Below are 21,660 nucleotides of genomic sequence, written 5' to 3'. Positions count from 1 at the left end.
GGTGTAATGAATATGGAACTTAAAGATCGCTTTAAGGAAAAAAAAGTTCTTGCTAGGGCTTTAATGTCACAAAAATTAGTCGAACATGACTTAGAAATGGCTGAGTATTTAGCAGAACAGGGTGAATTAGTACAATTCGCTCCAGGTGATACCATCATTGATCAAGGGGGATATGATCAGGATGTATTTTTTATCATTGCAGGTGAAGTAAGTTTATTGGTGAAAGGTAATCAATTTCCTTATACAAGAGAGGAAGGAATAAGTATTGGCGAAATGTCTGCTCTGGATCCTACTCAGCCAAGATCTGCCACAGTTAAAGCACTAACTGATACTGTTACATTAAAATTGACTGCTACAGCTTTTAATGATTTGGCAGACAAATATCCCAAAATACATCGATTATTAGCTGTTGATTTGGCACAACGATTAGTTCAAAGAAATGAGTTGATTGAAAAGCAAAATGAAAAACCAAAATTATTCATTATTAGTACAGTGGAGGCATTAAACATTGCAAGAGATATCAAAGCTCAACTTGACTATGATGATGTAGATGTGACGATTTGGAATGAAACAAGTGTCTTTAATGGTGGCGATTATACCCTTGAAGCATTAGAGCGAGTTGTCAAAGAGTCAGACTTTGGAATCGCTATTCTACAAGATGATGACATTATTGTTTCTAGAGATACAGAACAAAGAGGCCCTAGGGATAACGTTATTTTTGAGCTTGGTTTATTTATGGGTTTGCTAACACGAAAAAGAACCTTTATTGCATTGCCACGGGGAGTGATGCAAAAGTTAGCATCTGATCTAGCAGGTCTTACACCCTTTGAATATAAGACAGATATTAATAAAAATCATGATGTTAGCAACTTGGTGCATGGGTTAAGAAATACTATCAACCGTTTAGGGATCAGAGATAAGTTAGAGCAGCGTTAAGTGTTTCTCCTAATAAAGAAACCACAATAATAGTGGTTGTATAGTGATATATAATCAAAAACTATTTTTCTAACCTCATCCGTTTAATAGATTTGATTATATATTCACTAAGTACTTCTTTATTGCTCTCATGGATGAATTATTGTACCCATGATTTTAAGAAGCTCTTGCTCTTGTTTCTGCTCATATTCTTTACGGTAACGCCAAAGTAAAGTTGCAGAAATATTATGCTCTTTCAAGAAAGATTTTTTATCAAATTTGCTCATATCTCTGTTTTCGAATTTTTGGCAATTTCTAGCCGCTGCTCTAATTTGTGTCTAGGTTGTTTCCCTTTATATAATCCTTTTCTTTTGGCAATCGAAATACCCTCATCCCTACGTTCAGCGATAATTTTTTCTCAAACTCTGCGAAATAAGAAAAAACAGCCAAGAGCATTTTTTTCATTGGGTCATTTGCATTGGGATCTAAAGTTAAATTTTCGTTAACGAAAACTAAGCTTGCTTCCTTCTTTAAAATGGCTTCAATGGTATTGATAGTATGTAACGCATCCCGACCAAGACGATCCAGTGAATGCACATAGACGATATCCCCCTCTCTTACATAGTCCAGCATCTCATTTAGCTTAGGTCTATCGGTTTTAGATCCTGAAGCAATTTCTACATATTCTTTATCCAAAGCGATGCCATCTAATTGTCTATCATGTTTTTGCTGTGCAGTTGAGACACGCTTATAACCGATTTTCTTTCCTACCATCACATTCAAACCAATACGACTCTATATGAAATGATGCTATCGAAATTTATTTCATATAGCAAATTTCAACTTATATGAAATGTAAAAAACAACGAAATCTGCGTTTCATTAAGTTATAATCAAATGAAATCAAAACTACTTCCAAGATTGCAGCAATTTCAACATTTCTAAAATAAATGGAATGGAAATGCGGTTATATCTTGTGTTAATCAAAATACAAAATCAGGATGAAAGTATGTCGATGAGGTGTTAATGGAAATTTTATACAATGTTGAGGTGACACAAGGCAAAAGGCAGCCTATTCTTGAGCCTGATATTTACAATGAAGAATCTTTGTTATTCTACTTAAATAGATTTGGAGTTGAAGAGCATTCTAAAGAATATGAAAGATTAGTTAGGGGTGAGAAAGTATTAATTGCTACTTACCAAAATGAACCTATGGCAGTAAGACTGGTTAGGTTTTTTATGCCTGCTGAATCACAACTTCAATTAGTTAAAATTCTGAAAGTTAGTGCTGCTCTCCTTGTCTTAATTGCATTTGCTTTTCTGATTTTTCTAAATAATTTTAAATTTCTGGTTATCTTACTTCCTAATGCTCTTTTGCTATGGTTGACGAGTAAGAAATTAGAAATTACATCTTCAGATAAATTTGAAAAGCTGGCAACCAGAGTGTTAATTATGCTTGGTATATCCATGCTGGTATTCTCTATAGTCGCATTAATTATTATCTAAAAGGGGCTTTGTTGCACAAAGATTTCATAACTATATGATTTTAAAAGTTTTGATTATTTTTTGATCCAAAATTAAATTTATTTAAATCAGATGCTTACATATTTATGCAACAAAGCCGATGTGAAAACCAAAATTATAAATGTAATAAATTTTTCCTTTAAAACTCCACTTACCAAGGTAAGTGGATCACCAATCACTGGCACCCAACTGAGCAATAAAATGGGTGAACCATACTTTGAGTATAGAGTTTGCGCTTTCAATAATTGCTTTTCTGATACTGGAAACCAGCGCTTGTCTTTATAGGCTTCAAGCTTGATACCCAACCACCAGTTCACACAAGAACCAAGTACATTCCCAACTGTTGCTACAAGTATGAGCAACAGCTCAGAATACTTACCTAACAGAAATAAGCCTGCCAATACTGTCTCTGATTGCAGGGGTAATAATGTTGCTGCACCAAATGCACTTAAAAATAATAAAACATAGGCCATTATTTATTTCGGCCATCTTTGGTGATATTCATCTATCACATAGTCATGTGCATGCTTCCCATCATGATTGTGAGTTAATAAATGTTCATGATCAGCAGGCAAATCTGCATGTGAATGTGGTAATACTGAGTCATCTTGTTTTGGCCAAATGACAAAAGCCAGACTCATTGCCACTAAAGCAATAAATGCCATAGGAACAAATGTAAAAAGCGTTCCAAAATTGGTACTCAGCCAACCAACTAAAGGGTAAGCAATTAACCAACATGCATGAGAAAATGCAAACTGAGCTGCAAATAATGAAGTTCTATTTTCACTAGATGCTGATTTACGGATTAAACGTCCTGTTGGCGTTTGAGATACCGAATAGCCTATTCCTAGTACAAACCATAACGCTAGTAGCCAGTTGTACGATGAAATAAAATATCCACTAAACAATCCAACAACTAATATTGCTGTACCACTTAACATCACTGAACGATCATTAAACTTATCAAGAACTTTGGGCAATATAAATGCTGAAAGCATTGACCCCAAACCAAATAGCCCAAATGCCCACGTTGTTGCATGTTCATTTAGCTTAAAGGTTGATTGAACAAGTACAACCGTATTTACAATCACTACAGCACTAGCTGAAGCTATCGCAAGGTTTAACGCTAGGAGTGCCTTTAAACGCGGGGTATTAAAATAAATTTTTGTCCCCTGCTTTATTCTGTAATACACCCCTTTAAATTCAGGTACTTTAGCTGCAGGCAATTTTGCACTGACAACAAAAAGTGCTGAACCAATAAAGCCAATCACCGTTCCTAAAAATAGATTGTGATAACTTATGAATCCGAGTAAAAATCCTGCCAACATTGGGCTAATAATATTTTCTAAATCATAAGCCAATCGAGAAAGAGACAAGGCATTGGTATAATCTTTTTCTTCAGGCAACACATCAGGTATCATCGCCTGAAAAGTAGGTGTGAATGCAGCTGATGCAGATTGCAGAATAAAAATTAGAATATAGATTTGCCAAATCTGAGTCACGAAAGGCAAACATAAAGCAGTCAAGGCACGAATAATGTCTAAAGCCACTAAAACTTTTTTACGCGGTAGCCTTTCAGCAAATGCAGAAGCAATGGGTGCAACACCAATATAAGCAATCATTTTAATGGCTAAAGCGATCCCAAGCACTTGAGCCGCTTGTCCTTTAGCAAGATCATACGTCTGTAAAGCCAAAGCAATTGTAATCAGTCCTGTACCGATTAATGCGATAACTTGGGCTAAGAACAAATGCCTATATGTTGTATTTTTCAAAACCTCTAGCATTTTAGGGACTCCTTTTAGAACCTAATATTTATGCCAAATAAAATCTCCTTGGAATTTATTCCAAGGAGATTACCTGAAGCTTAAAAGACCTTCTTCATATCACTGAATTGACCTTCAACTTCCAGCGTCACGGAAACTGGACTTTCAGTTCGATTGCGCCAGAACCAGCCATGTTGTCCATCAAATGCTGCTTTTATTGTCCCAGACTGTTGTGTTTCATTACGGCCTTTTCCATAACCATGATAAAAGTCTTTAGGTGCATTTACAGGGTCACCATGCGTGTCATAATTTAGGCCGCCACCGGATGTCGTCCATTTAAAGTTAACGCTGGCACTCTGTGGCATCGCCAACTTGATCTCAGTCGCCTGTCCAGGCTTCAATTCAATTGTCATCTGCTGCTTTTGAATTGCAGGCATAGTCATTTTTTCTGTCTCACCTATTGGCATAGATGATTGGATATTAGGGTCACTTTCAGCTTCACTCGATATCGTGTTTGAAGCAGCCATTCCCATACCATTTTCAGATTCTTGAGCCAAAGATTGCTTAATTTCTCCCATCGTGGTTAAGCCTAGAACTTTACCAACCCCAGTAGGATCAATGTTGTATTCAGCTGGCATAACAACTGTAACTAAGACAACTGCAGCACTCACTGCAGCGATAATGGTCGATTTAACAAGTTTCTTAGTAGATGGTAATTCAACATCTTGTGGAATTTGAGTGTTGTACATATTTGAAAATCCTTATTGAGTGACAAAGCCAGTAAGCTGAAAGCCGACAAGTAAAAAGCCGAGGAACATTAAAAAGACGTTACTTTGATAAGCTGTTTTGAAGAAATAAGGGGTTTTTCGCCAAATTGTCATTAACAGCAAAATCATTGCTAAAGCCATGAACTGTCCTAATTCAACTCCTACATTGAAAGCGATTAAATTAGCCAGCAACCCATCATCAGGCACTTCATATTCTTGAATTTTGACGGCTAAACCAAAACCATGAATCAAACCAAAAATAAGCGTAGCTACTTTTGTATTTGGCTGGAAACCAAACCAGCGCTGATATGCACCTAAGTTATCCAAGGCTTTATATACAATAGAAAAACCAATAATTGCATCAATAATGTATGCATTCATGGAAATGTTGTAATACACCCCAATCAGCATCGTCACTGAGTGACCTATCGCAAAAAGGCTGACATATAAGCCAATGTCTTTCATGCGATATAAGAAAAAGATAATCCCGACGAGGAACAGCAAATGGTCATAACCTGTAACCATGTGCTTTGCCCCGAGGTAAATAAAGGGAATGATGTGAACCCCATAAATTTCTTGAATATAGCCTTTGTCACCTTCTGCCACGCCATGTGCCAAAAGTGCAGGACTCATCAAAACAGCACTTAAAGTAATCAACAACTTTAAAAATGCCTTGAGTCTCACCCATTGTGAAAAAATAAATTGCATGTAAATCAAACTCCAAAGTTAACTAAAAAGAAAAGTTTTTAGGGCTGTTTTTGGAGGTTTGAAAATACGGCTGATCATGAGATAGAGATAATTTTTTACGCTATCAATGATGGATATAAAAGATAAAGTGAATAACAATTTGGTCTGCTGACTAGACTGATGTTCACCAAAATGCTCATGAAAATTATCATGATGAATATGATTCTGTTTATGTTGCTGTACATCATGAAAATGTACGCTTTCAAATTCATAAACTGTATGTTCTTGGAATGCTGTATCTGTATTGTGCTGATTAAAATGCAGGCATAGTGCAAGACTGATGATGCAGACAAGCCACATCACCATATTTCGATATTTTCTATCTCGCACCATACCCATCATTTCAATTTCACCTAGGCATCTTGCTGCTCAGAAAAATCATCTGATTGCTTTTTGCGTCCTTGGTTAAACCAAACGTAAAGAGTAGGCAAAATAATCAACGTCAATAAAGTTGACGAGATAATTCCACCGATCACAACAGTCGCTATTGGTCGCTGTACTTCAGATCCAATTCCCACATTTAGTGCCATTGGGATAAAGCCTAAAGATGCCACTAAAGCGGTAATTAGTACTGGACGAAGTCTCCCTAAAGCACCTTGTTTAACAGCCTCAAGTAATCCCTCACCTTGATCTCTCAATCGCTGAATAGCAGAAACTAAGACTAAACCATTCAACACAGCAACACCTGAAAGTGCAATAAAACCAACTGCTGCTGAAATAGAGAATGGAATATCACGCAGAGCTAATGCAATCACACCTCCGGTTAATGCAAATGGGACACCTGTAAATACCAGCACGCTATTTCTGACATTTCCTAATGCCATATAGATCATGGCAAAAATTAAGATCAAAGCCAGAGGGACAACAATCATTAGACGATTTGAAGCTGATTCCATTTGTTCAAATGTACCGCCCCATGTCAGCCAATAGCCTTCAGGTAATTTAAAGTCAGCATTGAGTTTAGATTGGGCTTCTGCGATATAACTTCCGATATCCGTACCACGAACATTGGCAGTAATTACAATTCGGCGTTTACCGTTTTCACGTGAAATTTGGTTTGGACCCTGAACATTCTTCAATTCGATCAGTTCAGACAAAAGTACACTTGAACCATCAGGCAAATTCACAGGAACTTGATATAGCTTTTCTAAGTCCGTAACAGAGTTTTGATCCATTCGAACAACAATATCGAACTTACGATCTCCCTCAAAAACCTTACCTGCTGTTTGCCCCGTAATCAGACTCGATACTTGCTTTTGCACATCTTCAGCATCAAGACCGTAGTTGGCGATCATGTCCTTTTTCAGTTCAACAGAGACCATTGGCAGACCAGTCATCTGCTCAACTTTTAAGTCAGCTGTGCCATTCACAGCTTCTAAAATTTTCGCTGCTGCATTTGCAGATTCAAGTAACTGATCTAAATCATCACCATAAATCTTCACTGCAACATCTGTACGGACACCTGAAATCAGCTCATTAAAACGCATTTGAATCGGCTGAGTGAACTCATAGTTGTTCCCATAAACGCCTTTTGCCACACGTTCAATATCAGCAACAACCGCTGATTTTTCTTTATCAGGATTCGGCCATTCGCTACGTGGCTTCAATATCACAAAATTATCTGCAACGTTTGGTGGAACTGGGTCAGTCGCAATTTCAGCTGTACCTACTTTAGCAAACATGGTTTTTACTTCAGGAATTTTGACGATTTCTTTTTCAAGTGCATACTGCATTTCAACAGCTTGAGTTAAAGAGGTGCCAGGAATTCGAAGCGCATGTAGTGCCACATCACCTTCATCTAATGAGGGAATAAACTCAGAACCTAAACGAGTTGAAAGGCTCGCACTGAATACAAAGAAAATAGCGACGAAGGCGATTAGCTTATAACGGTGACTTAAAGACCAATCTAAAATTGGGCTATACACTTTCTTAATGAAATGAACAATCTTAGATTCCTCTTCCTTAATTTCACCTGTCGTGACCAAAGCCACCATTGCAGGAACAAAAGTAATCGAAAGAATCATTGCAGCCACGAGAGCCATAACGACTGTAGCCGCCATAGGCGTGAACATCTTGCCTTCCACACCAGTTAAGGTCATGACAGGTAAATACACCAAGATAATGATTAACTGCCCGTAAATAATCGCTTTACGAGTTTCTTTTGTGGCTTCAAATACGGTAATAAAACGTTCTTTACGCGTCAGAATCCGACCCAACTCTTTTTGCTTCATCGCTAATTTTGCAAGTGAAGCTTCAACAATAACGACAGCACCATCGACAATGATCCCGAAATCTAGCGCCCCTAAACTCATTAAGTTTGCACTTATTCGTTGATTCACCATGCCAGTAATGGTCATGAGCATAGATAAAGGAATCACCATCGCAGTAATGAGCGCTGCACGGAAATGTCCAAGGAATAAGAAGAGAACAACAATAACAAGGATTGCACCTTCAAGAAGGTTTTTCTTTACTGTGTCTATCGTTGCATCAACCAAAGTTGTACGGTTATAAACGGCTTTCGCCTCAACACCGTCTGGCAATGACTCTTGGACTTTTTGTAACTTTTGATCTACTGCGTGAGCAACATTTCGCGAGTTTTCACCAATCAGCATAAATGCAGTACCTAGGACAATTTCTTGCCCATCTTTAGTTGCTGCACCTGTACGTAGCTCGTGACCAATTGATATTTTTGCCACATCCTTCAATCGAAGAATGTAACCGCTACTTGTCGTAATCGGGATATTTTGAATTTGCTCAATTGAGTTAATTTGAGAATCCGAGCGAATCAAATACTGCTCACCATTCTTCTCAATATAGCCTGACCCTTTGTTCATGCTATTTTTAGAAATAGCATCCAATATATCCTGCTGATCTAAGCCAATGCTGCGTAAATACGCATAATCAGGCTGTACCACGAATTGTTTTAAATAACCGCCAATCGTATTGATTTCATTCACACCTTCAACATTTCGAAGCTGCGGTTTAATCACCCAATCTTGCAAGGTTCTTAATTCAGTGGGTGATAATGGGTTCGGATTATCTTTTGCGTTCTCAACGGTGTACATAAAGATTTCGCCAAGCCCTGTTGAAACAGGCCCCATTGAAGTCGATATACCACTCGGAAGTGTTGGTGTGACCCCTTGCAACTTTTCATTCACAAGTTGACGAGCAAAATAGATGTCCGTGCCTTCCTTGAAAATGGCCGTAACCTGCGATAGCCCATATCTCGACACAGAACGTGTATATTCAAGATTAGGAATACCAGCCAAAGCCGTTTCAATTGGATAGGTCACTTGTGACTCCATCTCCGTTGGAGATAAGCCTTGCGCTTCACTATTGATTTGGACTTGTACATTGGTAATGTCAGGTACAGCATCAATCGGCAGTTTAAAATAGTTATAAACACCAAATGCGCCAATAAACAGAAAGACAATCAGTACAAGCCATCGATTCTTGATCGAGAGCTTAACAATTTGATCAAACATAGTCGCTACCCCTTAGTGATCATGAGTAGCGCCAGATTTACCCAGCTCTGCTTTTAATAAGTAGGAATTGCCTGCTGCATACACCTGACCTGCTTTAAGACCAGATTTCACCTCAACAAAACCGTTATATTTATCGCCTAGTTCTAAAGGACGTGCTTCAAAGTCATTCCCTACACGGATAAATACCACATCCCAATCACGGAAGTTTTGCAATGCATCTTCACGAACAACCATGGCTTTCGTGCTTTGATTTTCAAATATTTGTGCGGTAACAAGCTGACCAGAACGCCATTTGAATTGGTTCGCAATCTCAATAAAGACTTGAGCAGTACGTGTTTTAGGATCAATCACATCACTAATGTATTTAATCTTACCTAGTGCTTCCTCAGTACTTTCCTGTACTTGAGGTTTAACTGTTACTTTTGCATTTGGATTAATTGCATTCAGCTTATCCGCTGGAACATTCACCACTGCCAATAATTGAGAGGTATTGGCAATTTTAAAGAGTGGTGAAGCTGGTGTTACATTTGAGCCCACCGCAGCAAGCACTTGTAAAACTGTGCCCGACATTGCTGCTCTTACCTCAATCGTTCCATTACCTGAACCACCGTAAGAGCTGATTAAGCTATTCAGCTCATTAGCACGAGTCTGTGCATCATCATATTCACGCTTTGCATTGATATAATCAATTTCAGGCGATACACGTTTTTGAAATAATGCGCGTTCCTGGTCCATTTTTTTACGTGAAAACTGCAAATTATTTAAAGCAATAGATCGCTCAGCATTTAAACGAATCAGATCTTGGCTTTGAACAGTCGCTAACAGATCACCTTGACTAACTTTATCACCAATAGTGCGATAGGTTTTGATGAGTGTTCCGCTTGCTTTAGGTGTAATGAAACTTTCAAAATTGTCTGGGAATTTAAGCTCGCCTTTAAGCTCAAGCGCATTCTCAAACGTCATAGGTTCAACTTTAAGAAGTTCTAAACCACTGCTTTTGATACTGCTATCCAACATGGTTACACGGCCTTCTTTGGTATCCCATTTCCAGCTGTGTTTCTTGCCTTGATAATCAACATTAATCACCATCAAGAACGAATGAGGTTCATACACAATTTCATCGCCAATCAAGTAATCACTTTCAGGCTTGAATCGAATGGTTTGCTCAGCATCTAATCGCTTAATAAAAATATTAGCGTTAATCTCGCTCGGCTTTAAAGGCTGATCCTTGTAGTATCCGTAGACCCTTAAATGAGGCTCTACACCTTCTTCAAAAATTTTTACCTCTGCCGAAAAGTCTCCATCACGATATAAGCGTCCACCATGTGGACCTTTTTCATCGCCTGCGACAGCAGCTTTTTCTTCGACAGCTTCACCATGTGCTGAAGACGTCTGTGATTTGTTTCCTGTTTTGTACCAAGCCAGAGCACACAACATGACAAGTAAAGCTATAACGCCTGTAGCAATTACTGTATTCTTTGGTTTATTCATATTCTCTGCCCTTATTCTTGATCTAAATTCGTTACATAATTTCGTTCAACTTCTGCAATCTGATTTTGCAAAGCCAACCACAGATCAAATCGAGCGAGATGTTTGTCTAACCAAACTTGTTTAATGCTATTAAATTCCAATAATGAAATTTTTCCTGCCTGATAACCCATTTCTGCAATGCGTAAACTTTCTTTTGTTGCAGGTAAAACAGATTGGTCATATTGCTTGATTGCATCAATCAAACTGGATACCTCAATAGATTTGTTATCCAATTCAATCTTTGAATTTCGATTGATTAATTCTGAACGAGTTTCAGCATTGGTTTGCTGTGCTTGAGCGAGTGCAATATTTCCACTGTTGCGATTGAATATCGAAAGCGGAATAGAAGTGGAAACCAAAAAAACTTTGTCATCTGTTTCTTGATAATTACGTACACCAACGCCAAGCGTGATATCAGGAACCGCTTCTTTTCTTGCTAATTCAAATTGAGTTTTTGCCTGCTGCTTTTTAGTAAAGCCTGCTTTTCAGATAAGCTAACCTTGTCAGTGAAGTTAATCGTTAAAGGAACATCTATAGCATTGGCTGGCAAATCAAAAGCAAATTTTGAACAGAGATTTTTCTGAAACTGAACCTTTTTCAGCTCATTTTGATAACGTAACTTGGACTCAGCAGATAAAGCTGAATTAAGCTGAACATCAGATGGAATCACACGTCCATACTTTAGCTTTTCATTTAGAACTGTTGCTTGTCTTGCACTCAGCTTGCTCTCTGCAGCATAAATTTCTGCTCGCTGAGAAGCTGCATACCAATTAGACATACAGATTCGAAAATCAGCTTTTAACTCTGCTTGTCGTTGAGTAATCTCAAATTGGTTATTATTTCCTTGCAAACCTGCCAATTGCTTACGCAAAGCGAGTTTATTATTCAACGGAATTTCTTGGGACAAACCCATGAATGCAGTTGGGCCATCCAAATCTTTCAGCTTAGAATTACCCAAATTATCCAATTCGACATTGAAAGTTGGATTGTTCATCCGACCAGCATATTTTTGATTTACATCATAAGCTTGCTGAGATTGCTGCAAACTTTTTAGAACTGAATCATTTGCAATAGCTTGCTGCTGTAACTGTGCATAATTTGTTCCTGCTAATAACTGAGGAGCAATGATGACTAAGCCACAGGCGAAAATTACCTGACTTTTTTTAGACATGACTATACCTATACAAAAAATGAAAAATATTTTTGTATAGTTAAATCAATTCCTTAGAACAATGAGAGTTTTGGTAAATGCGTAGGTATTACAAAGAAAGGGAATCCTTTTCCTAAGCTTAAAAGAACGAATTGGGCGTTCAAATAAACCTAAAAATAAGAGGATTAAAGGTAAAGCAAAACTAAGGAAAAAGACTGGATCAATTGAGAAATGATCATCAGCTTGAATTGGTTTTACTGAATGATGAAATGCGGGTTCATCATAACTTGTCCAGTTATGATTTTTTTTATCTTGATCTGCTGTATTCAGAACTTCATCATGATGAACTAATGACCATTGGCTAGAATCTTCTGTTTCTACAGAAATACTTAATTCATGATAATGATCTAGATTTTTTGCTATTACAGGCGCCCACGTATAAATCCCCGTAGTTGTTATAGCAAACAAAAACAGGACAAATACGAGCATAAGTTGTGTGAACTTATTGGTTGCCATAAAAATAGAATCACTCAGTGAGTGGTTAAAGGATAATGAATCAGGTTTCAAATGTAAACTAATTAAGCAAAAAGAAAAAATTATCCAATAGAAACTGTAAGTCTAATGTTTTTACTTTTTTAATGAAAATACACATAACATGAACTATTAAATAAGATGATCGATTGAGTAAATTTCACTTCAATGGACTTAGTTGTAACAAAATATTTTTCATGCTAAAAATTTACTGTCCATTTTTTTATAAAAACCGATGGACTACAGATAATGAATCACGCCTGCAAGTCATTCATATATCTATGTCCATTTTTTATAACTTATAAGTGAAATGGCACATCAATGGCAATTTGAGTTTGGTACACCTAGTAGGGCAGGCTACCATAATGAAGAATGGTCTAAAAAAATGCAGTCTATTGGCTTGATGCCATCTCATAATGGAAAACCAGGAGGGAAAAAAACGGGACAAAATATGTCTGATTACGTTATATCAGGCAGTTTTTTTGAACAATCGTATAATCAACTGGTTGCCGAAAATTGTATTGTCACTTGGTATGATCGAATTATTTTATCTTCCAATTTAGCTGAGCCGATAAAAGCTAAATTGGAAGAAGAAATTAAGCAAATACAAATAGATGGAGGTAATGAAAGCAAGTTAAAGGAAAAAGAGTTAATTATTAATGCGCTGTCAAAAATTGAAATTATCCAGATGAAACCAGCTGGAAATAATGGTGATAAAAACAAGAAAAAATATACTTGTCCTGGATGCGATAACAATGTCTGGGGTAAGCCAAAGTTAAATCTAATTTGCGGAGATTGTTTAAAGAAGTTTGAATTAAATGACATTTAATTTGTAGTTGCTCTGTTTTTGTTCTGCAACTTGTAGTATAAATATTTCAGAAAATGAAAAGCCCCATCGAACTCTTACTTGGCGGTAAATTCGACAGGGCTTTGTAATAACTGGATCACATGGGAGCTTGGAGGGCTGGCCGTTGTAATCTGTAGACAATATTACAGCTTATGGCGGCAATTGCAATAGAGAATCATATTTTGTATAGAAAAAACGAAAAAATTTTATACGATTGATTTGCAAAGAACTCTGAAGTTTCTCGTGTATAACGAGAGAGAAAAATGGGAAACGTAGCCGTAAAATTTGATCAATATGGGTTATTTGATGCACCTGAAGATCACATAAATTTTTTGCATAATAAAAAATTAGCAGAAAAAAAACCAGGAACAATTATTGCCTGGACTCCAAAAAATCAAAGTAAAAAATGGCAAACATTTACTTATGATGATGCACCAAAATTTATCCCAACTTTTGTAAAACAAGCCGATGTATATGTGACTCCAAATGCTTTTTATGGTTGGAGAACAATTAAAAACCTTCACACTCTACAAGCTTTATTTGTTGATATAGATCTACATCATTTAGATTTTTCATTAGAAGAAAGTCTGTTGCAGATCCCTGCTTTGGTAGAAGATCGTTTAGATCGCTTAGTACGGGCGCAGATTCCTGAGCCGAATTGCATTGTTTATTCGGGCCGTGGCGTTCATCTTTATTGGTTAATTAGTCCGACACACCCAAATGCACTTCCTCGCTGGCAAGCATGTCAAAGACGTTTAGTAGATGTATGTGGGGCTGATAAACAAAGTGCAGATGCAACCCGTGTTTTACGTTTAGTTGGAAGTACCAATAGTAAAGTTAATAATTTCACGGTTAAAGCAGAAGAACGTCATAAAAAGATATTTGATTTTGATTGGTTACACGATCAAGTCATGCCGCTGACAAGGCAAGAACATAAAGAAAAAATACGTGATATTAATGTGTTGAGAGCTAACAAAGGGCTAAAACCTGTTAGAAATTCTAAAAACACAGGTAGTATTTATGCTCGTTGGTATCTTGTATATCAAGATCTTTTAATCATTATTGAATATCAAATAAATCTCAATAAAAAAGGCCCAGGTTTACCAAGCGGAATGCGTGATCTATTGCTTTATCATTTAGCGAATGCTCTCAGCTGGTTCACCATTTCTGATGCTTTAGAGAATGAGGTTGCTGAATGTGCGAGGAAATTTACTCCAAGCTTGTCACATCAAGAAGCTCTTTCTTATTGTTCAAGTGTAATCAACCGAGCTAAAAAGACCCAAATTGAAGGTAAAGAACACCGTTATCGCTACAGACGAGAAACGATTTATCGTGAGTTAGAGGATCTTATTCCTGAAGAAGTATTACCACGCTTAAGGGCTATTATTCCAAATGAATTGGCAAGAGAAAGGAAGTTGGAAAGAACCTTGGAATCAAGACGAGAAAAAGGGATAGCTGAACGGGCCATCTATCGTGAAAGTCTTCAGACCAATAAATCTAAAGCGATTGAATTAAAAGCCCAAGGTTTAAAATATAAGGAAATTGCATTAGAACTAAATCTATCCATTGATACTATTAAAGGGTATTTCAGGAAAGGTGTATTGGTATGATGTCTTGTATAGTGGGGGCAGCCTTTTGTTCTGCTTGGTACAGGTCTTCATAAGATGGTGAAACTCATATAAGTTTCACCATCTGTTTACAGTTAATATTTACTTAACTAATTCCATCAGACTACCAAAACTATCAATCACCGAATAATGAACTACATCCTCCAATGATTGATTTTCTTGATTTAAAGTAGCGAAGAACTTTTTAGCACTGTCAATTTTACGGTTCTCTTTTTCCCTTAGGTCACTGTCTAGCATTGAGCCTTTAGTTTCTGCAACGAAATAGATTTGGCGTACTTTATCCTTATTGAAAGCAATTGCCCAGTCAGGGTTATAGCTACCAAAAGGCGTAGGGATCTGGAAACGATCAGGGAGTTTAGCGTAGACGACCACCTCATCTGCACCATCCAATTCCTCAACAAATTTACGCTCATTATCAGAATCAGTGACTACATAATCCCAGATATGACGTTCTGCCTTGTACGACTGTAGTGGAATATTCTCATTACTCACAAAGATTTCATTGTCAGGATAAGTGCTATCTAAAGGATTATATTTCAGTCCTTGAATGACCATTTTGGCTTGCTGTTCGTTGATGATGCGACTCATTTCACGAATGAAAGCTTCTGGATTCGACTTAAACTGCGCAAATACCGCAGCGTTAATTCCCTGTAAGATACGAGCAACCGTTTTACGAGTGAGATTCGTATCATCAGCAATATTACCAATCAGGTCATAGGTCACTTGAGACTGAATAGAAATATTCGCCACTTCAGTTTTTGAAGTCACCTTCCCAAACATTTCTTTGGCTTTGAGTTGCTCATAGGTGGATTCATCATTCATCGTCGCTTCAGCAAGTTTATAACTCAGCGTTTCCACAAACTTGTTGTTTCGCTCAACAGCAGTACGTTCAACAGCACTAATGCTTTGCTCAATGAGTTTTTCAGAATCTAGATGAATTTGATAAACTGCTTTACGGTTAATACGAGACCATAAAGCCTGGAATTCTTTTCGTTCTAAATTGGTTTGGTTGATCGTATTGGTCAGCTTCTTATTGCCATCATCTGTCATACCTTCCAAAGCTTTTGGATCAAACAGCCCATCAATCAGCTTGTGAATTTGCTCAGTATAAGCCACTAAACTTTCAGGCAATTCAGCAAGCGAACCTTGCTCTTTCGCTTCGTGATACTTTGGCGTTAACTGATCATTATCATCAATATAATCGTGCTTAGACAGATGTTTATTAATCTGCTTGGCCATCAATTCAGTGACTTCAAGCGTAGAGCCATCAGATAACTTAAAGATTTTCCCTTTAAAGTAATCAGGGGTAGCTTGTGTCGGGCGATTCTGAATCGTATTCAGAATTTCTGATTGTAGATTCGACACAAACTCTTTGTAACTTTCATTGGTCACAACTGTGAGATTATTCAGTTTATGAATTTCTCCTAAGGCCCCTTGGAAATGGTTGGCATCCATACGTTCGCCAAATTTATTCACTGCAAGGCGCATACCACGGCCAACTTCTTGGCGACGAGAAATTACATTATCTGAATGCTTTAAAGTACAGATCACAAACACGTTCGGGTTATCCCAACCTTCCCGTAACGCTGAGTGAGAGAAAATAAAACGAGTTGGCTCTTCAAAGGAAAGTAGGCGTTCTTTATCTTTTAAAATCAGGTCATAAGCGTCTGTATCATTGGATACCTGAGCTTCTTCAGCTTTCTTATCAATTGCTGGATTGGCAAGACGTTTTGATTTCTTATCAATTGAGAAATAACCGTTGTGAGTACGGTCTACCTCAATTGCTTTCAGATAGTCAAAATATGGGTCATTTTCTAAGTTTAGATCCTCAATTTCATTGAGTACCTGCTGATACTGTTCCTTGAAAATTTGAACGTATTCACCATCTACAGGATTATTATCCTCATCATATTGACGATATTTTGCCACTTCATCAATGAAGAAAAGACTCAGGACTTTAATACCCTGATTGTATAACTGACGTTCTTTTTGAATATGTGCACGAATCGTTTCACGGATCTGAATGGTTCGCATGATCTTTTCATCAACATGCCCCAATGCTTCACCAACATGAATTTTGGTGCCATTTAAGAAAGTAACCGAGTTATCTCGTGCATCAATGTCTGAAACTACGTAACGGTCATTGTATTGTTCTGCTTTATTGGAAATATCGTAAAGGTTATCTCCTTTACTCACCTTTCTTACCTCACGTTTAAAACCATTCTTGGTTTCAATCTCAATTTCCAAACGGGCAACTGGAGCAGATTTAGATACAATGATGTCTTGTAAGTATAAATACCCATGTGTACCTGTTAAGCCTTGTACTTCCACACCTTTTACAGTGATTTTTTTCACCAGTTTTTGGTTATAGGCATCCAAAGCATCCAATCTATACACAAGGTTATAGTTGCGCTTATGTGTTGCTGAATACCGTAAAATAAACAATGGATTAAAGTTAGATAAAGACTCTAGAGTTTTATCTGCACCCATCTTTTGCGGTTCATCCAGGATCAAAATTGGACGGTTACGACTAATCACATCAATTGGACGACGCGATTGGAATTCATCCAGTTCATCATAGATACGACGGTTATCTTTACCTGTCGCATTAAACGCTTGAACGTTAATCACCATGACGTTGATCCCACCATTCGAGCTAAAGCTTTCCAAATGGTGTAATGCTTTGGAATCATAGATAAAGAAACGGGCCTTTTTGCCGTATTGCTCTTGAAAGTGATCAGCCATCATATTCAGGCTTTTGTAAACGCCCTCACGAATGGCAATGCTTGGTACGACCACAATAAATTTCGACCAGCCATACTGCTTATGCAGTTCAAACATGGTACGGATATAACAATAGGTCTTACCTGTACCTGTTTCCATTTCAATATCAAGGTTTAATTGGCTTTTGGTCAGGTTCTTGCCTTTGCCATTATCATCCGTAATGAGTTGAGATGATCTTTGTAATCCACTTGCTGCTTGTACATCCTGAATATTTTTCAGGACAGATTGAAGATCAAAAATATGGGCATTCTCAAAACCAACATCTGCAATAACTTTTTTAGCCTTGCCACCTTGTAAGTCCAAGGTTTCTTCAAGCATATCAACCTGTGCCGTTGCTTTTTTTGCTTTGGCTGCACCTTGGTCAATCATATAACGATGACCTTCAGAACGTGGTTGTCCTTTAAAGCAATCCACAATCGCTTGTACAGAATCTTTCTGATAACCAAGGGTTTTAAAACGGATTTCCATTATCTAACCCTCTTAAAGAAACTTCACTTCGGTATCAGGAGAGAGCTGTTTAAAGCGTTCTTTGATATTGGTTTTATCATGGTCAAGATGAATGGCTTTTTCTGCTGATACAAAGCGTAAAGGATGATCTTTGGCAACCTCATCGACCACATCAAAAGTTAACTCATCAAAGCAGGCAACAAGGCTATTACCTGCAACATAAAACACTTCTTTTCCAGCAACGGTTTTACATTTAATTGGCAATGAAAGTTCAAGCCCCCAATCCAACATCACTTGGAATAGGAGATCTTCAGATGTACGGTCTTCTTTAATATTTGAAGCTAAATCCAGCATATCAACTTGTTTTACAGCATCTGGTGTGTAATACACATCCTTCATATTGGTTGAGTCTATTTTTAGGGATCGGAAACCAATATCTAAATGTTCGATACCTTCTTTATCTGAATTTTCGGTGGTGTTTCAAAAAGTATGCTGAAACAAAGCAGGTTGAATTTTGATAAAATAGAGAAATGCGAATAACTCTAGAAATCAAATGTCCAACCTGCCTCAGTGACAGTATAAAGAAAAATGGCATCAAAGTAGATGGGAAACAAAACTATCAGTGCAAAGACTGCAAACGTCAGTTTATTGGTGACCATGCTCTGAGCTATCTAGGATGTAATTCAGGCATTACTCGAAAAATATTACAGTTGATGGTCAGAGGTAGTGGTATACGAGATATCGCTGAAGTTGAGCGAATCAGTATCGGTAAAGTTTTACGTACTTTAACCGAATCGACCTACCAAATTCAGCCTAAACAAAGTCATTATGAGTCTCTTGAAGTTGATGAGTTTTGGACTTTTGTGGGAAATAAAAATAATAAACAATGGCTTATTTACGCCTACCATCGAGAAACAGGTGAGATTGTTGCTTATGTTTGGGGTAAAAGAGACTTAGCTACAGTTCAACGATTGAAGACAAAGCTTAAACAATTAGGTATTCACTACACCCGAATTGCAAGTGATCATTGGGACAGTTTCATAACTGCTTTTAAAAACTGCAAGCAAAGTATTGGTAAATTTTTTACTGTAGGTATTGAAGGTAATAATTGCAAAATAAGGCATCGAATTAGGCGCGGTTTTAGAAGGAGTTGTAATTTTTCAAAAAAGATTGAAAACCATTTTAAAGCTTTCGACTTAACCTTTTTTTACATCAATAATGGCTTCATTTAATGTCAGCATACTTTTTGAAACACCACCGAATTTTCAGCAACTATTTTTCTACCTGCGCGACGGATACGTTCTTTTGAGATCTCTGCAATAGTTAATGGTTTATTAATTTGATTCAACAATTTTATAGCTTTTTGTATTGTTACTCTTGTTGTAGGTGTAGCTACTGAAAGATCCAGAATTTCAGGAATTTGCACAACAATAAACTTACGTTTACCATTATCTTTAGAATTTAACTCCATAATTGCATGGGCTGTTGAACTAGACCCTGCAAAAAAATCAAGTATTAAAGCGTCCTTATCACGTTGCAAACAGTAGGATATAATATCTGCAAGAACTTCATGATCTTTAGGATTATTAAAGACAACTTCACCAAATAATGTTTTTAATAAGCTTGAGGCTGCACGCCCATCCTTATAAATTACAGGTGTCTTAACAATAGAATCTACCTCTATTAAATAACTTTTTTTCAAAGGTATGGTTGATTCATCCACTCCAAATAAAACTTCATTATTTTTTATTCTTTCCAACATAACAGGTTCAGTAGCCCCCCATCCTCTTGATGGTTTTTTTACTGGTTTACCTGTTAAAGGATGATAAATTTCATAATCTGGAATACTCGTACTAGCAGAGGAGATATCCGCACCAAAAAATAATCCACGATCATCTGATCGATAAAAATGAGCAAGTTTTTTTATCGGATCATTCTCATCTAACTCCGCATAGAACTTACGCATCGCATGTTCAATTTGATCATGTTGATTATTGTTATCAGCAACTAACTCATTGTATTTTTCTAAAATTATATCAAGGCCTTCTTTACGCTCTCTCCATTTACCTTGTTCAGCTAATAAGTTCTTATTTTTAGCAAATAGAATCATATACTCAGCACTATCTGAAAAGAATGTAGAATCATTTTTCCTACCTTTTTCCCAAGTAAGTACAGCTACCTTATTTGATTCTCCAAATACATCTCCTAGCAGTGCTATTAAATTTTTTAATTCTTCATTTCCAATTGAAACTAAAATTACACCATCTTCTGTTAATAAATTTTTAGCCAATTTCAAACGGCTATACATCATACTTAACCAAGCTGAATGAAATCGACCTTCGGTTTCTTTCCAAGCAACTAATTTATTTCCTTCTTCATCAATTTGATTAGAACGCTCAAAAAAAACATTTGTACTTTCAGCAAAATCATCTTCATAAATAAAGTCATTACCCGTGTTGTATGGTGGGTCAATGTAGATCATTTTGACCTTACCCAAATAATTCTCTTGCAGAAGTTTTAGTGCTTCGAGGTTATCACCTTCGATAAACAAGTTTTCTGTCTTATCAAAATTAACGCTTTCTTCACGACATGGGCGCAAGGTTTTCGCAATTGGTGCATTAGCCGTTAAAATGGCTTCTTTTTTCCCCACCCAATCAAGACGATAGCGTTCCTGTTCACCTTCAACCAAAACTTGTGAAAGTTCTTGTTTAAGCAAGTCAAAATCAACGGCTTTTTTCAGTTCACCATTTTCATCTTTGGTTTCGGTAATGCAGTTTGGGAATAGTACTGAAATCTTTTCAATGTTTGCATCCACAAGATTGGGTGAGTGCATTTTTAACTTGTCCATCAATATACCTTTATATTTAATTCACTAATTTGTTTAAATCAGATTCAAGTGCATGAATATGCTTATTGAGTTCAACCTTACGATTAAACTGTTTTTCAGTTCTCAACTTGGATTTCAGCTTATCAAGCTGCTTTTGCAAGGTTTCAAGCTGTTGAGCTTTTTGCAATTGAAGTTCAATAGAAACGGATTCATCATCGTTTTCTTGATCTTTACTTGATGCAATCGGCAATATTTGGGCGATAAAATGTTCATATAGATCAGCCAGTTTTAAGTAAAGGGGCAATTCAATACGATCATGATCTTCTAGCCACTCAGAAGCATAATATTGACCTAGCACCGCTTTAGTTTTGTCTGCTTGATTCAAACGTTTATAGGTTGCAACAACTTTCACTTTATCTTGATAAACAACTTCAAAAATAATTGGAGTGAGAATGAGCTTATCAATGAAAGATAGAATTGACACATCTAAATCTTCAACCCGACTTTTCACTCGAAAGATTTGAATTTCCTTCAAGTCTTCCTGATCTTGGAGGTGGATTGTAGATGAAGACAACTTATAAGCCCACCGTATATTTTCCACTTGATCAACAAATAGTTGTTCGATCTTGCTATTGGCTTTTCCTTGCTCATAAAACTTATTTTTCGGAATTAACCGATCCACTTTAGCCTGGGGTGGAAATTTATATGACTTCAT

At 37.0% G+C, this 21,660-nt stretch carries 18 protein-coding genes and 2 pseudogenes; 5 read left to right on the top strand and 15 right to left on the bottom strand.

Annotated elements, in window-relative coordinates:
• Positions 1–12 precede the first annotated feature (12 nt).
• Positions 13–936, top strand: a complete 924-nt coding sequence (locus HGD77_RS16585) for a TIR domain-containing protein (RefSeq protein WP_168731051.1) — start codon at positions 13–15, stop codon at positions 934–936.
• A gap of 128 nt (positions 937–1,064) precedes the next feature.
• On the opposite strand, the gene HGD77_RS16580 is transcribed toward HGD77_RS16585, so the two are convergent.
• Positions 1,065–1,202: a hypothetical protein gene (locus HGD77_RS16580; protein WP_168731050.1), complete on the bottom strand. Its 138-nt coding sequence runs from the start codon at positions 1,200–1,202 to the stop codon at positions 1,065–1,067.
• 40 nt (positions 1,203–1,242) lie between these two features.
• A complete protein-coding gene (locus HGD77_RS16575) occupies positions 1,243–1,689 on the bottom strand; it encodes a recombinase family protein (protein ID WP_168731049.1) in 447 nt (148 codons plus the stop codon).
• Positions 1,690–1,941: 252 nt separating this feature from the next.
• Here HGD77_RS16575 and HGD77_RS16570 point away from each other — a divergent pair, with 252 nt between their 5' ends.
• Positions 1,942–2,421: a hypothetical protein gene (locus HGD77_RS16570; protein WP_168731048.1), complete on the top strand. Its 480-nt coding sequence runs from the start codon at positions 1,942–1,944 to the stop codon at positions 2,419–2,421.
• Between the two features lie 86 nt (positions 2,422–2,507).
• Here HGD77_RS16570 and HGD77_RS16565 read toward each other — a convergent pair whose 3' ends face one another.
• From HGD77_RS16565 to HGD77_RS16525, 9 genes and pseudogenes are all read right to left on the bottom strand, one after another.
• Positions 2,508–2,915, bottom strand: a complete 408-nt coding sequence (locus HGD77_RS16565) for a YqaA family protein (RefSeq protein ID WP_168731071.1) — start codon at positions 2,913–2,915, stop codon at positions 2,508–2,510.
• Positions 2,916–4,223 carry an MFS transporter gene (locus tag HGD77_RS16560; protein ID WP_168731047.1) on the bottom strand — a complete coding sequence of 436 codons (1,308 nt, stop codon included), beginning with the start codon at positions 4,221–4,223 and terminating at the stop codon, positions 2,916–2,918.
• Positions 4,224–4,303: 80 nt separating this feature from the next.
• Positions 4,304–4,951 carry a hypothetical protein gene (locus HGD77_RS16555; RefSeq protein ID WP_000282885.1) on the bottom strand — a complete coding sequence of 216 codons (648 nt, stop codon included), beginning with the start codon at positions 4,949–4,951 and terminating at the stop codon, positions 4,304–4,306.
• A gap of 12 nt (positions 4,952–4,963) precedes the next feature.
• Positions 4,964–5,677 carry a HupE/UreJ family protein gene (locus tag HGD77_RS16550; RefSeq protein WP_001159646.1) on the bottom strand — a complete coding sequence of 238 codons (714 nt, stop codon included), beginning with the start codon at positions 5,675–5,677 and terminating at the stop codon, positions 4,964–4,966.
• Positions 5,678–5,695: 18 nt separating this feature from the next.
• Positions 5,696–6,058 (bottom strand): hypothetical protein, encoded by a 363-nt coding sequence (locus tag HGD77_RS16545; RefSeq protein ID WP_000971913.1) that lies wholly within the window; start codon positions 6,056–6,058, stop codon positions 5,696–5,698.
• An 11-nt stretch (positions 6,059–6,069) separates the two neighbouring features.
• Entirely contained in the window at positions 6,070–9,201 is a 3,132-nt protein-coding gene (locus HGD77_RS16540; protein ID WP_000460235.1) for an efflux RND transporter permease subunit, read from the bottom strand.
• Positions 9,202–9,213: 12 nt separating this feature from the next.
• The gene (locus HGD77_RS16535) at positions 9,214–10,692 is read right to left on the bottom strand and encodes an efflux RND transporter periplasmic adaptor subunit (RefSeq protein WP_168731046.1); all 1,479 of its coding nucleotides are present in this window, start codon (positions 10,690–10,692) and stop codon (positions 9,214–9,216) included.
• A gap of 11 nt (positions 10,693–10,703) precedes the next feature.
• Positions 10,704–11,902 (bottom strand): annotated as a pseudogene (locus HGD77_RS16530) (TolC family protein).
• 45 nt (positions 11,903–11,947) lie between these two features.
• Positions 11,948–12,397, bottom strand: coding sequence for a hypothetical protein (locus HGD77_RS16525; protein WP_000224643.1), 450 nt, complete (start codon positions 12,395–12,397; stop codon positions 11,948–11,950).
• Positions 12,398–12,722: 325 nt separating this feature from the next.
• Between HGD77_RS16525 and HGD77_RS16520 the strand changes: the two genes are divergently transcribed.
• Both HGD77_RS16520 and HGD77_RS16515 read left to right on the top strand, forming a co-directional pair.
• Positions 12,723–13,241 (top strand): hypothetical protein, encoded by a 519-nt coding sequence (locus tag HGD77_RS16520; protein ID WP_168731045.1) that lies wholly within the window; start codon positions 12,723–12,725, stop codon positions 13,239–13,241.
• A gap of 281 nt (positions 13,242–13,522) precedes the next feature.
• Positions 13,523–14,869, top strand: a complete 1,347-nt coding sequence (locus HGD77_RS16515; RefSeq protein WP_168731044.1) for a DNA-primase RepB domain-containing protein — start codon at positions 13,523–13,525, stop codon at positions 14,867–14,869.
• Positions 14,870–14,968: 99 nt separating this feature from the next.
• Here HGD77_RS16515 and HGD77_RS16510 read toward each other — a convergent pair whose 3' ends face one another.
• Together HGD77_RS16510 and HGD77_RS16505 are read right to left on the bottom strand one after the other, a co-directional pair.
• The gene (locus HGD77_RS16510; RefSeq protein WP_168731043.1) at positions 14,969–18,139 is read right to left on the bottom strand and encodes a type III restriction-modification system endonuclease; all 3,171 of its coding nucleotides are present in this window, start codon (positions 18,137–18,139) and stop codon (positions 14,969–14,971) included.
• Positions 18,140–18,151: 12 nt separating this feature from the next.
• Positions 18,152–18,589, bottom strand: a pseudogene (locus tag HGD77_RS16505) (site-specific DNA-methyltransferase); the annotation flags it as partial.
• 59 nt (positions 18,590–18,648) lie between these two features.
• Between HGD77_RS16505 and HGD77_RS16500 the strand changes: the two are divergent.
• Positions 18,649–19,350, top strand: a complete 702-nt coding sequence (locus tag HGD77_RS16500) for an IS1-like element ISPa14 family transposase (RefSeq protein ID WP_001223318.1) — start codon at positions 18,649–18,651, stop codon at positions 19,348–19,350.
• Between the two features lie 2 nt (positions 19,351–19,352).
• Here the strand turns inward: HGD77_RS16500 and HGD77_RS16495 are convergent, their stop codons facing one another.
• Positions 19,353–20,966: a site-specific DNA-methyltransferase gene (locus tag HGD77_RS16495; protein WP_168731042.1), complete on the bottom strand. Its 1,614-nt coding sequence runs from the start codon at positions 20,964–20,966 to the stop codon at positions 19,353–19,355.
• Positions 20,967–20,982: 16 nt separating this feature from the next.
• Positions 20,983–21,660, bottom strand: coding sequence for a DUF4391 domain-containing protein (locus tag HGD77_RS16490; RefSeq protein WP_168731041.1), 678 nt, complete (start codon positions 21,658–21,660; stop codon positions 20,983–20,985).

Origin of the sequence: Acinetobacter sp. NEB149 (genome assembly GCF_012516415.1) — a bacterium.
Classification (GTDB): Bacteria; Pseudomonadota; Gammaproteobacteria; order Pseudomonadales; family Moraxellaceae; genus Acinetobacter; species Acinetobacter lwoffii_V.
Note: the sequence above shows the minus strand (reverse complement) of the source record. Positions and strands in the feature narration are given on the sequence as shown.